The sequence below is a fragment of the Peribacillus sp. QJM3NY_7 genome, from assembly GCF_056173225.1.
The window spans coordinates 688797-704183 of sequence record NZ_CM149663.1 but is presented as its reverse complement, the minus strand read 5'-3'; the positions used below and the strand labels follow the sequence as shown (position 1 = coordinate 704183).

Here is a 15387-nt window from a genome sequence, read left to right as displayed (position 1 = left end):
TCCATTATTTCAACATGTACTTCATAAAGCTTTCAACATACCTTGAATCGATTTCTGGCATTTTCATTGATAGCAGTTGCATTTCCTTCTTGGTTTTTCCTTGCAGGATTTCCGACTCTTTTAATTTTGTTGATTCATCTATTAACTGGGACAAAGCACTTAATGAATGAATCTCGTTAGATTGTGTCTTATCTTTTAAAGATTGTAACCACTCTTCCAAATCCATATTGGAGTAAGGTATTTCATTCTTTTCGAAGAAGGAGGTCACGAATTCACTTGAAACCCTCTGATCATTGAACATATGATAGATCCCGAGCTTCTGATTCTCTTTCAATCTTGATATTTTGTAAATAAACTCACTTACAAAATCGACTGGCATCAATTCGAAATGAATTTCCTCTTTAAATGGCAATATCCTTTGTTCAATAAATGATTCAAAAACCTTGTACAACATATCCTTCTCGTTCCAAACCCCATTTGAATTAGATGAAATCCTGCCTAATCGGAAAATATCGATTGTCAGTCCGAGTTCCCTTGCTTGAAGAAGCAATTTCTCGGCAACCCATTTGGACTGGCTGTATCCAATCATTAAATCGGGGGAATAAACCAATTCGTCTTCCTCGTCCCATTTCCTTTCTCCGGTCAAGACAGAAAGCGTTGATGCATAATAAATGTTTTTCCGATTGCATGATGAAGCAAACTTAATGACTTCAACTACACCATCCACATTCGATATTTTTGATTTGCTATACGGCTCGAAGAAATTCGTTTCAGCACCGACATGATACACATGAGAAACATCATTGCTTAATTTCTCATATGTCACATCATCCAGACCGAAATGATGTTTACTAAGATCCCCTTCAATGACAACGATTCGACTTACGAATTCATCCTGCCAAAGACCATATTTCATTAAAGTATCTTTCAATCTATTTCTCGAAGGAAATCTAACCAAACAATAGATTTTGACATCTTCCAATTCCAGTAATAATTTGTTTAATAGGTGTGCTCCCAAAAAACCTGTTCCACCTGTAATCATCATATTTTTTTCAATTTGAACGGGTTTAGCGGATATTTCCCTTATTTTCTCCATCAATTCTCGCTCGAGCACGGAATCCTTCTCCATCACTGCTTCCATGCTGCAAGAATAGTCGACTTCAAGTGCCTCAACAAATTTATTCACTGTATTATTTTCCAATAAGATTTGTAAAGTGGCTTCAGGAAGTACCGTTTCCTTCATTACATAGACCAGTTTGGTAGCTAAAATGGAATGGCCTCCATGTTCAAAGAAGTTGTCGTCCAATCCTAGACTTTGATTTCCCAATACATTTCTCCAAATCTCCAATACTTCTTTTTTCTTTCCAGTTTCTTGATTGGCTAAGGAAGTTTTATTTTGCACGATCTCCAATTCCAATAATTTCTCTTTATCGACTTTACCGTTGGCATTAAGCGGGAAATCATCCACCCTGACAAAAAAGTGGGGAATCATATATTTCGGCAATTCATTGTTCAGATAATCTTTAATATCCTTTTCAGCGTTTTCCGCTTTTTCACCTTCATGTTTGTAATAAGCGATCACATAATTTTCATCATTGATGTTTTTAACAGCAACGACTGAACTTTCAATCTTCATGTATTTATCAAGCTTGTCTTGAATTTCATTCAGTTCAATTCTAAAACCTCGAATTTTCACTTGACTGTCTTTCCGACCTTTATACAGAATCTCACCATTTTGTAACCGGATGCCATGATCACCTGTTTTATACCACTTCTTCTGATTCAAATCATCCTTGATCAACGCTTGTTCCGTTAATTGCGGCTGATTTAAATAGCCTCTCATGACCCCTTGACCGCCAATGTAGATTTCGCCTATTTCCCCATCTGCTACCTCGACTAGTCCTTCAGATAGAATCTTGATTTCTACATTGCTCAATGGCTTTCCAATGGGAATAACATCTGCATCTTTGTCTTCGACCCCATGACAAATGGCAAAAGTCGTGCATTCAGTTGGTCCATACCCATTAATCAAGGAGAAGTGACCGATTGTTTGCTTCAATCTTCTCACATGGGAAACCGAGATTTTATCTCCGCCAACCACAATTTTCTTTAATCCTTCAAAAATTAATGGATCCTCATCTACCATTGCATTGAAAAGACCTGTCGTAAAAAAAGCTACATCCACCTTTCCAATCGATATCGCTTCTTTCCAATCATCAAAAGAAGTGAACTCATTCGGCATCAGGAATAAAGTCGCTCCATTCAATAAAGCTCCCCATATCTCAAAGGTTGCGGCGTCAAAGCAGGGGTTGGAAAATTGGGCCACTCTATTATTTTCGTTAATTTCTAGTATTTCAGAGTTCAGTACTAAATTGACTACACTTTTATGCTCTATCATTACACCTTTTGGCTTTCCGGTTGTTCCTGATGTATAGATGACGTATGCGAGACCCTTCTCCGAGGAACGGTTCACGGGAATATGCCCGTCCCTGCTTAGTTCAATCATCTCAAATGGAATTGGTTCAATATTCAATTCCCGTAGCTTCCCTTCTTGACCATTAAACGATAAAAAGAACTTCATATCCGTATCTGCAAGCATATATTCCAATCTTTTTAATGGGTACTTTTCGTCGATTGGAACATAGCAACAGCCTGACTTTATTATGGCAAGCATCCCTATGATCAGTTCGATGGACCTTTTGCTTGGAATACCGATCATTGATTCTTCTTGAATCCCCAGATCTATGATCCTTTTGGCAAGCTTATCTGAAAGAATGTCTAATTCTTTATAAGTAATTTGACGTTCATTTTCGCAAAGTGCCGCTTTTGATTGATTATCTTCCGCGATTTTTTTAAAAGCTTCAGTTATTGACATCAATTTATTCGTCGTCATCGATTTACTTATCATCGGGCCCCAACTTTCAAGTGATTTATTAATTTTCCAATAGGTGGCAGTGTTTCATTTTCTGTTAGTTTTAAGAATATTTCCTGCATGGAATCCATAAAACGTAAAATTTCATTTTCGGAGAATTTACTGTCTTTATAAATGATCTTATAATGCAGCTTGGATTGCATTACAGCCGCAGAAAATGTAAGATCAAAATTGGTCGATTCACTTCCGACTGAATTTTCAATCATGATTCGCGAATCCTCTGCCAGTTCTGTGCTCGGATAATTTTCGAATACAAATATATGTTGGAATAATTCCTTATCCCATGGAATTTCAGTGTATCGCTTTATATCCGTAAGTGAACTGAACTCATACTCTCTCATTTGTAATTGCTTGTTTTGTATCGCAGTAAGATAGGATTGCAAATCATCTTCCCAATCGATTTTCAACGAGAATGGCAGAGTATTGATCAATAAGCCTACAGCTGTTTCAATATGCGGAATGCTGAGGTTCCTTCCTGAGCTTGTCACCCCATAGCATACTGAGTCGCTCTCACTGAGGCACGATAGAACGATGCTCCAAACTCCTTGAACAACGGTATTGATCGTCTTTCTATGCCGCTTGGATAATTCTATTAATCTTTCGGTAAGCTCTTCAGGCAGACTATATTCAATAACTTTATCCGCTGTAAAAGCTACCTTATCCGTTTTCTTACCTACTAGTGCTTTTACTTGTTCAAAATCCCTCAATTCTTCATTCCAAAAAGCTGCTTCATCCTGTTTATTCATATTCCTGACATGATTCATGACTTGCTTATAGGCAATCTTATGTTCATCACTGTCTTTTACCATATTGGATGGATTTCGATAATTATCCAAAAAATGATTAATGACGATTTGCAGGCTCCAGCCATCCATTAAAGCATGATGATGTGTCCATATGAATTTATAGCGATGATCCGATAGCTGGATCAAGGTGATGTTCATGAGCGGACCATTCTCTAAATCCATTTGTCTGTTTTTGCTATGCTCTAAAAGATTTTTTATCTTGGATGCCGATTCGTCCTCACTAAACATCGTTAGATCCACATGATTAAACACATAATAAATGTCATTAAGGATGATTTGGTAACGGTCCCCCAATTGATTGCGCCTGAAAACGGATCTAAGAACGTCGTATTTTCTACAGGTTTCATTCCATGCTTCTTCCAATTTGTCCAAGTCCAGATCACCTATTAAATCAATGGATAGCTGTGAAATATATTCAGGACTTTGAGTTACTTCACTATGGAATAACATCCCTTCTTGAAGTGATGTCACTGGGTAAATCTCTTCAATGTTATTAAACTTATTAATGAAATGGGTGATCGTACTTCCATCGACTATCTTCTCAGCTTGAAAATCCGTTTCGACAATGGAGTCATTCAAATCTGCGCTTCCACTTAAAATATTGTTTAAGTGTACTTCAACTTCTTTACATATCATTTGGTAGTTTTCATTGTTGCTATCGCCAATAATATTCAGCATGAGCCTATTGTTTACGATGCTGGCGACAAAATTGAGCTTATATGGAAATGTATAGTTCAAATCGATATTGCTGCTATTTGTTTGTTCCATATCACCAGTGTTATTAAATTGACCTAGATAGTTGTAACTCACAAGGCTGTCTGGATAGTTATGATTCCGAGTGGAAATATACTTTAGGATTCCAAAGTCAAACCCTTTGTTTGGCACACTTCTTAATCTGTTTTTTGTATTTCTCAAGGTTGAGCCCAAAGACGGCATTCCTTTAATCCTTACTGGATAAATGGAGGTGAACCATCCTACTGTCCTTGATAGATCAATATCATCTTCAATATCCTCTCTGCCATGACCTTCTAAATCAAGCCAAAATTCATCAATTCCCATTATATTGGAAACTGAATGGGCAATAACGGATAATAAAACCTCATCAATCGTCGTTTTATGTTTTCTTAAAGTGTTTTTAATGAGGTTTTGCGTTTGGTCCTCATCCACTTGTATTTTGTACATGTTTTCAAAATCACATGTTTCTCCTAAGCTATGCGTCAGCGGAGAAACTGGAATATTCATTTCCTTTTCCCAATATTGAACGGCATCTTCCGGGAGGCCAGTGTTCTGATACTCGTTCAGTTTCTCGGACCATTGTTTATAAGAAGTCGTTTTTAAAGGCAGTGATGGTTCTTGTCCATTCTTTATCTGTTGATAGCATCTTTCGAAATGGTCAAGAAGTATCCTCCACGAAACACCATCAACCACAAGGTGATGAATCACCCAAAAAATCCTTACGTCCTTTTGATCCCTGAATAGAAGGAACTTCATCATGGGACCGTTGTGTATGTTTAAACTTTGTTGGGCGTTTTCTTCTAGCTCCTTAATTACTTTCAGACTATTTTCATCTGTAAAACTGGAAACATGATACTCATGAAAACCGCATGCCGTATCAGCATTTGATATATTGCCAATATAAGAATCACCATGTTTTTCAAATAATGTCCTTAATATGTCGTGCTGATCAATTAATTTCATGATGATTTGTTTATATTGTTCGGTCGCCAATGCATGATCTTTCATCAAAACGACTGACTGATTCCAATGATGGATATTGTCGTGATTTTCATTAAAAAACCAAGATTGAATAGGCGTCAACGGAACATAACCTGATATTTTTTCTTGGACCACTTGTTTTTGTTCCAGCTCATTTACAATATTCCCTAGCTCACGGACCGTTTGGTATTCAAATAAATCTTTAGGCGTTATAAATAGATCTTTTTCTTTTGCAGCCGAGCATATTTGAATGCTGATGATTGAATCACCGCCACATTCAAAGAAGTTATCTTCCGGTCCTATAGCGGGATCGTTTAATACATCTCTCCATATTGTCAGAAGCTCTGTTTCAGTTTTGGACAGCTCTTGCACATCCGGCACTTTTTTCTTCCTCTCATCCAACTGTTCCGTCCATTTCGGCAGGGATTTCCGATCAACTTTTCCATTCGGCGTCAAAGGGAATTTATCCAGTTGCATAAAATGAGCAGGAATCATGAAAGCAGGCAGTGTTTCTTTCAGTCTTCTTCTGATTGAATCCACCGAAACCTCATCATTCACCGTATAATAAGCAATTAGCCTTTTATTCTCAAATCCATCTTCCATTGCCGTTACATAACTATCTTTGATTTCTGCTAGTTTTCGTAATGAAACATTAACCTCCGATAGTTCAACACGGTATCCTCTTATTTTCACTTGGTCGTCCGCTCTGCCTATATAAACTAATTCCCCAGCTTTATTATGCTTAACTAAATCCCCGGTTCTGTATACTTTTTCAGCAGGATTGAATGGATTGGATATGAATCTTTCATTTGTCAGGCTCTCATTATTCAGATATCCCCTCGCTAACCCAATTCCTCCGACATAAAGTTCACCAACCGCTCCTGCCGGCACTAGTTTCCGGTTTTCATCCAGCACAAGTGCAACCGTGTTAGTCAGTGGCTTCCCAATTGAAACAACGAATTCATCTGTAGCATCCTCATTCGGGGGAAACATTTTAAAACTTGTACACACCGAATATTCAGTAGGCCCGTAGCCATTGAAAAACGATATATGCTTAAACTTCGAAACGAGCTCGACTGGACATTCAGAACCTGCAGATCCCAACACTTTAAGCGTGCTCAAATCATTGATTGGCAGTTCCTTCAACACAGCAGGCGGTAAAATGATATGAGAAATTCCTTCACGCTTAATTTGTTCAACAAGTTTACTCATGTCAAATCGATTTTCTTTATCTACGCTTATATGCAGCTCGGCACCGAACAATAGTGTGCTGAAAATCTCTATGACGGATGAATCAAAATTAAACGTAGCGAATTGCAGCACTTTAGCTGATGTATCTAAACACATCATTTTATTTTGGTTATGAACCAAGTTAATGATTCCTCTATGTTCCAACATGACTCCTTTTGGCCTGCCTGTTGTTCCAGAGGTATAAATGACATATGCTAAGTCCCTCTGATCCGCAATGTGAAGATTCTCTGTCATTGACAAATCCGGTTCATTTTCAATATTTTCAAAATATATTATTTTGGATGGGTCAATCAAAGCATTCTTTCCGAGTTCTTTGTGACTCAAGCAATAGGAAATGGACGAATCTTCAACCATGTAGCTTAATCGTTCATTAGGATAATGAGGATCCAATGGAACATACGCAGCACCTGCTTTAATTACTGCCAACATCCCTATCACCATATCAATTGATCGATTCACATAAATTCCGATTCTTTCTTCTTTAGAAATCCCTTTGCTTAGTAAATAGTGTGAAAGCCGATTGCTCTTATCATTCAATTCGTGATATGTAATGGTTTTGGAACCATCAACAATGGCTATCTTTTCAGGAAATCGCTCAACAACTTTATGGAAGGCTTGTGGGATTGTGTCATTGATCCCCTCAAAGCGAATGGTTTCTCCCTGCCATTCTTCCAATAATACTTTCTCCTGCTTCTTACTCACGACGGATACCTTGTCAATGGATTGTTCAGGCCGATAAGTAATCTTCCTGATCCACTCCAGGAAATTTTCAGCTAATGATTGAATGGTTTGTTCATTGAAGATCCCTGAATTATACTCGAAGGCGAATAATAGCTTATCTTCATATTCTTCTGCAGCTAAACTCAAATCGAATTTTGCTGCCTTTGATTTTAATACTTCAGGCGTTATCTTTATGTATTCACTTTCCAATGCAGCTTTGGCATTATTTTGTAAAATGAAGACGGTTTGAAATAAAGAAGTGCTTGCTAAATTTCTTTCAGGGTTAATGACTTCAACGATCTTCTCCAATGTCATTTGCTGATGATCATAGATTTCGATGATATGGCCTGTATTTCTTTGAAGTATCTCTTCAAATGTTTCCTCATGTCCCAGCTTTAATCTAAAGGGCAGTGTATTGACAAAATAACCTATCGATTTTTCTGTCCCTTCAATCATTCTATTCGCCAAAGGACTACCAACGATGATATCGTTTTGACCTGTATATTTTGCTAGGAAAGACTGGTACATCGTTAGCAGTGTCATGAATAATGTCGAGTTTTTTTCCAGGGACATCCGCTTTAAACCCTGGAGCTCTTCCCTTGATAGTTCTACTATAAAACTACTGCCATCGTTGCGATTTTCTTTTGTACGAACCGTATCTAAAGGAAGCTCCAATTTAGGTAATTCCCCAGATAAGTTTGTTTCCCAAAATTGCGATTCTTCTTTCATGTTATTTTCCAACCAGTTTTTCTGCTCTAATGCAAAATCCTTATATTGTTTAAAGTCATTTCCAAGGATAAGTTCCTTTTCATTCACTTCACTGTCATAAAACGATAACCATTCATCTAAAAATATACTCACTGACCATCCGTCAAAAACGAAATGGTGGAGATTCACAAATAAAACAAAATCCTTTTCACTCAATTTAACAAGTTTCACTGTCAGGAGAGGACCTTTTTCAATTTCAAAGATTTCCGATTGGACATCGTCTTCAATTTGCAGCATACGAGTCTTTTGCTGTTCGGGCTTTAACGCAGAGAGATCGATTTCATCTATTTTTATGTACAAATCTTCCCTGATTTCCTGATAGCCTTTACCGGCTTTTTCACGGACGGTGGTCCTCAAAATCTCATGTCTAGTAACGACATGATTTAAGGCTTTTTCCAGCATTGAAGTATCCACTCTTCCAGTAATTTTATATTTCTGAGGGATATTATAATTGGCTGTCTTACCGTTGAGTTTTTCGTTGAACCATAAAGCCTCTTGGTTACTGGATAAAACATGATTTTCTTGTTGCGCTTCTATGTGCTCTTTGTCATGATCTGAAATTTCATTAATGATGAAGTCTGTCAACGAATCGATTGTTGAATTTTGAAAAATATTTTTCAAAGTTAGAATTTGATTGTATTCTTTGTTTAATTTGGTCAATAACTTCATGGCTAAAATCGAGTGTCCGCCCATTTCAAAAAAATCTGCATCTTTATCGATTTGACTTGTTGATAAGACTTCCAAAAATGTCTTTTCCACGAAAGATGAAACGACCTGCGTTTCATTTCTTGGAGGTGTACTCATTTCCGTAAAGATCTTATGATTTAGCAATTTCAATGTAGGATTTTCAAACAAATCAGCTAATTTCATATTCGCATCAAGTCTTTTATTTATTTTAGACACCATTTTCATGGCTGTTATCGAATGCCCGCCCAATTGAAAGAAATCAGAATCACCATTAATATCGCTGTTCAAGAAAAACTCTTGCCAAATTTCTTTAAGTCCTTGATTAACGGATGTGGATGTGATCGAATGGGCATCCGTTGCTTGATCGTTTTTACTCACATTATTTTTTAGTTTTGAAAAGTCAATATCCACATATATTTCATCAATTTGCTGAGCTTCAGTAATTTGATGGGCAATCTGCATGAAGGCTGATTGGATATCATATACTAGTGAACGCTGTAAGAAGCAGGTATTAAAGTACAATTTGCATGTAATCGTTTCTTTATTATCCTGGGCTTGTAACGATAACGGAAAGCTATGTGACTCTTTTCCGCCTTCGACCTCCCAGTTAATGCTAAAGCCTTCATCTTTCGCTTCCGGATAATTTTCATAAACAAATAAAGTTTCGAAAATCGGATCTTCCTTCTTTAATTTCGTATGCCTTTTGATATCGACTAAAGAAATTTGGGAGTAATCCAGCATATTGTTCAATGTTTCCTGGAATCGTTTCAGTAAATCGGTAATGCTGTCTGTATCGTTTATTTCAGCTATCATAGGAATCGTATTAATGAGCATCCCAACGATTTCTTCCGATTTGAATAAGTTATTCGACCTGCCAGAGCTGACGATTCCAAAGACGATTCGATTTTGATTGGACATTTCCTTTAGGACGATTGACCAAATTAATTGCAGTAATACATTAAGCGTTACATGGTTTTTAGCGGCAAACTCTCTTAAAAGCTTACTTTGTGTTTTATCCAGCTCCCAGAAGAGATCATTGTCCTGGTGGTTATCCTTCACATGTTTCAAGACGGGAAATGTGATCGTCGGCTGCTCAATATCCTTTGCAAGCTCTTTCCAAAAACGATTTAAATCTTCCGCATCTGTTTTATTCATATACCGGATAAAATCTCCATATTGCTTTGGCTTTTCAATAAGTTCTTTGGAGTCTTTTCCTACAATTCGGCTGTAAATAACAAAGAGTTCATCGATGACTATGCTGGTACTCCAGCCATCCAAAATTATATGGTGATGAGTCCAAATCAAGTTAAACTGATTTTCTTCAATTTTCACTAACTGGAGTTTCATCAAATTGGAGTTATTAACATCCATCTCCTGGGATTCGGAAGTCACTCTTTTAATTTCCATTAATTGTTCATGCTCACTCAACTCTGTCATATCGATCAATTCTGGTTGATATTCCATTGTATTGAAGACAACCTGAACATTATTTTCAATATTTTTAGAGATGACCTTCATTCTTAATGCTTCATGTCGTTCTACAACCTGACTCCACGCCTCGAACAATGCATCTACTTCAAGAGCGCCCGTTATCCTGATTCGCATTTGAGAAATGTAAAGGTTCTCTGTTGAATTGTTCATTTCCAGTTCATAAAGGATTCCTTCTTGAAGCGGAGTTAATGAGTAGATATTCTGAATAGATTTCTCCAATTTTGCGCCTCCCGATCCATTATCTTCGTGTCATCCATACCCGCTGACCACAATCATTCTATTAAACCAGTAATCACCTTATTTATTAGAATTCAATATATGAAACAAATCTTCCTCAGTGAGCATCGCATCCGGGAAATCACTTTCTATTAAAGAACCTTGGTCAAATTCAGTTCCCTTGATTTCCATGACAACATCACCAATAGCTTCCATTATTAGATTCATCTTTTCTTCGGCTAATTTTGAAATTATTTTTATGATTAGTTTTCCATCCTGGATAAATGACAGGAAATGCAGTTTTGGTTTATTTTCAAACTCACCAAAGTCCCTGCTATTGGATGATTCAAATTGAGAATCCAATCTTCCTAAGTAATTAAAAGTAACGTAGATATCCGGCTCCTGAATGACCCCAGGCCGTAAATACTTGATGACGCCATAATCAAAACCTTTATTTGGGATTTCCCTTATAGCATTCTTCGTGTTTTTCAAAGTATCGTCAAACGTCCCATCTGAATGCAGCAATATTGGATACATCGCAGTAAACCAGCCAACGGTCCTAGTAACATCGATTGTTTCATCCACCATTTCCCTGCCATGTCCTTCTGCTTCCAACCAGAAGTTCTTCACTTCAAAAGATTGTTTCAAACCCTTTGCGATTAATGACAACAATACTTCTTCCACAGTCGCTTTCGATTGCCTTGATAATTCCTGGATCAAGAATTCAGTTTCTTCCTCACTGAATGATTTCTCCATCGTTCTTTCTTCTTTAGCTATAAAGTCTTCCGCTATCTTAAAATCCGTTATTTCACTTTTTGTTTTTTGTTCCCAATAACGGAGTGTTTCAGGGTCCATCAACGATTCATTGTATTTCTTCAAGAAGTTTGACCAGTCTTTGAATGATGACGTTTTATGAGCAAGCCTTCCTGTTTGATTGTTTAATGCGAGATCATGGAGGGTATTGAAATCCTCAAGTAAAATCCTCCAAGAAACGGCATCAATCAATAAATGGTGGATTACCCAAAAGAAGCGATACTTGTTCGGCTGTTCTTTTAAAACAAGCATTTTCATGATCGGTCCATTACTTATGTCCAATGAACCTTGAGCGTTACTTTCCCATTCATCTCTCACCCTTATTCGCGTTTCCTCATCCAAATGATGTATATCCTTATAGACTAACTCCCATGTTTTGTGTTCGGAATCTATATTCCCGATATATTTATCGTCACGTTTTTCAAATAGGGTTAACAATCCATCATGATGTTCCACGATATGTGATAGAATTTTTTCAATGTCCTCCATTTGAGCACAGGAATCTTTACTAAAAACAATGGACTGGTTCCAATGATTGATGGAAGCAGTGTGCTCCGCAAAGAACCATTCTTGGATGGGGGTCAGTTCCACATTCCCTCTAGTGGCTATAGGTTGAATCATGACCTTGTTTTCAGTTTTCGCTATCGCTGCCAGCTCTGCTACCGTTTGATTTTCAAAAATTGATTTTGGACTGATGATTATACTTTCCTGCCTTGCTAGTGAACATATTTGAATGCTCTGAATGGAATCGCCGCCAAGTTCAAAAAAGTTATCCCGGATACTGATGTCATCCAACCCTAAGACACTTTTGAATATTTGAAGAAGCACTTTCTCATTGAACGTCTCAGGTTCTTCCAATGTATTGCTTCTGGTTACGGGTACCGGAAGAAGTGCTGAATCAATTTTCCCATTTGCATTTAACGGAAATTTGTCCACTTGCATAAAGAATGAAGGAATCATGTAACTTGGTAATCTCTCTTTTAAAAATGCTTTTAAGTGATCGTAATCAACTTGTTGTTTGGATGTGAAATAAGCGATTATTTGTTTATTTAAGTTTGGCTGATCCTGAACCTTAATGAATGAGTCACTTACTTGCGGATACGCATTGAGGTTGACCGAAATCTCATCCACTTCGACACGGAAACCTCTGATTTTCACTTGATTATCTTTACGCCCCAGAAAAATCAACTCACCATCGCTCTTGAATTTTGCTAGGTCACCGCTGCGATACAAATGCTTTCCAGCTTTAAAAGGATGTTCAATGAACTTTTCTTTTGTTAAATCATCATTATTCACATATCCAACAGCTAACCCATCACCACCAATATATATTTCCCCTGCAGCACCGATTGGTACGAGTCTTTGCTCAGGACTCAATAAATAGACGTCAGTATTCAGGATGGGTTTGCCTATCGAGACTTTATTATTGGTAGTCCCATTATTTTCATACGCTTTAAACATTTCAATCGTGGTCCATACTGAATATTCCGTTGGACCGTAGGCATTATAAAAATTTATATTTTGATAGCGATCCAGCAAGGCTATTGGACATTCAGACCCGGCTGAACCGACGAATTTAACATGGGATCCCTCTATATTGAGCTCTTGCAATACTGCAGGCGGCAATACTAGATGTGTTAATTTTTCACTTTTGATTTGATTTTCCAATGCGTATAAATCAAACATTTCCTCCTTATTATTCCCGATATGCAGCTCTGCACCATTTAATAAGCTTCCAAAAATCTCATATATAGAAGCGTCAAAATTAAAAGTGGCAAATTGTAATACCTTTGAGGTCTCATCAAGTTGTAAATACTTGTTTTGGCTTATTATTAAATTCACTACGCCTCTATGGGATAACATGACACCTTTTGGTTTTCCTGTCGTTCCCGAAGTATAGATTATGTAAGCTAGATCGGAAGGTGCAATAGATTCGTTACAGCACTTGGTAGCCACGTAATGTACGGATTCAAGATCAATCACCTTTGCTATTTTTTTAATGGCAGGAGCCTCAATTTGATTCGTAATGCATATATCCATTTTCGAATCATTGACGATATATTCCAATCTTTCAGCTGGCATCATAGGATCAAGCGGAACGTATGCACACCCGGCTTTAATGATTCCCAACATGCCGATTACCATATCAATTGATCTGTTTACATGCAGGCCAACCTTATTAGAACCGTTTTCGGTATGATTTCTGACCAATTTCGCAATCACATTCGATCTTTGATCTAATTCCGAATAAGTAATGGCCTGACCATTATCAGCTACGGCTAATTTGTTTGAATGCTTCTTGACGATTCTTTTGAATATGGAGGTGATCGTCTCATTTTGATGCGCATCCGAAGCCTCACCTTGCCACTCAAATAACAATTGATTCATTTGATTGTCATCTAAATACTCCAAATGACAGATAGGTTTATCCGCATTTCTGCAAATTTGGAATAACCATTTTTTGAAACTCAGCATGAGTCTTTCAATTGTTTCCCGCCTGAAAAGTTCATCGGAATACTCGAATTCCAGGATTAAGTCATGAGAACCCTTCACCTTTATAGTCAGGTCATAATTTGAATAAGGAATTTCGAATTTGTCTTGTTCAAGAGTGAAGAATGCGTTGCTAAAGTTCCCATCAAAGCTTTCTTCCATTGCCAAGGCTGTTTGGAACAATGGGGAATGACTGAGATCCCTGTCTGGATTAATGATTTCAACGATTTTTTCAAATGGAAAAGCCTGATGTTCCAATACATCCAAAATCACTTTACGATTCCGGTTCAATATTTCATGAAATGATTCTGATGGATCAACGGTCAGCTTCAATGGCAGCGTATTGACAAAGCATCCAACTGTCCGGGCAAATTCTTCTTGGCCACGGTTTGCCACGGTACTCCCGACAATGATTTGATTCCTCCCGGTATACCGACTTAAAAACACTTGATAGGCAGTCATCATAAAAGCATATAAAGTCGTACCATTCTCCTTTAAAACCCTGTCAATCAATAAACGAAGTTCATTCGTTATGGCCATTTCCAGTCTTTCGCCTGAGTAAGAAGGTGATTTTGGACGTTGAAAGTCAAACGGAAGTTCTAATGCTTCTTCCTCTTGATCTAAATAACTTTCCCAAAACCTCCTTTGGCTTGGCGTACTTTCCTTGACCCACTCCTTATGCCAGACAGCATAATCTAAATATTGCATGTCCAGAGGGGGAATATCCCCAACCCTGCCTGTTTGAATTCTTTCATAAACCTCCAATAACTCTTCGAAAAAGGTGACAAACGATACTCCATCAAAAATGATATGGTGAAAATTGCTTACCAAATAATGTTTTTCTTCATCAACTCGAAATAGTTTCATATTAAATAAATGATCATTTTCCAGGTCGAAGCATCTTTCCATTTCTTCAGTAAGATGGGAGGTGACCATTATATCGCTGACTTCTGGACCTAATCCCCGACAGTCTTCATAGGCAATCATGTTTCGGCTTTTTTTTGATAAGAATTGAAGGATTTGATGTTCTTCCCCTTTGAAATTAGTTCGCAAAGTTTCATGGCGTTCAATCATGAAATCTAATGCCTGTTGCAGGTCATCAATGTCCACAACGCCATTTAAAATGAATTTAAATGGCATATTATAGAGCATTTTCCTTTCATCCAGGCTGTCGAACAGATACATTCTATCTTGATTATGAGAAAGCATTCCTTCACTTTTCCCACGTTTATAAGGCTTATTTACCTCGTCTTCCCTCATGTCGAGGAGCATGTCCAGAAAACTTGCCAGTTTTTCTATATTCCATTGACTTGAAATGATTTCCGGTGTTAATTGAATACCAAACTCCTGTTTTATCGAAGACAAAAACTCATCTTTTTTTTCATTTGTGCTTAGTGATTCATTCATGTCCTCTACTAGTGATAGTTTTAAAGGTTCAATAACAATTGAAATCAAGTTTAATAGCCTATTTTCCGTTTCACTGATCATCCTGTTCAT

At 37.4% G+C, this 15387-nt stretch carries 3 protein-coding genes; all 3 read right to left on the bottom strand.

What is annotated here, in order from left to right:
- Positions 1 to 4 precede the first annotated feature (4 nt).
- Positions 5 to 2908: a non-ribosomal peptide synthetase gene (locus tag AC0VX1_RS03300; RefSeq protein ID WP_475469868.1), complete on the bottom strand. Its 2904-nt coding sequence runs from the start codon at positions 2906 to 2908 to the stop codon at positions 5 to 7.
- Entirely contained in the window at positions 2905 to 10590 is a 7686-nt protein-coding gene (locus tag AC0VX1_RS03295; protein ID WP_475469866.1) for an amino acid adenylation domain-containing protein, read from the bottom strand. The genes AC0VX1_RS03300 and AC0VX1_RS03295 overlap by 4 nt, the downstream gene beginning before the upstream one ends.
- A gap of 78 nt (positions 10591 to 10668) precedes the next feature.
- A complete protein-coding gene (locus AC0VX1_RS03290) occupies positions 10669 to 15387 on the bottom strand; it encodes an amino acid adenylation domain-containing protein (protein ID WP_475469864.1) in 4719 nt (1572 codons plus the stop codon).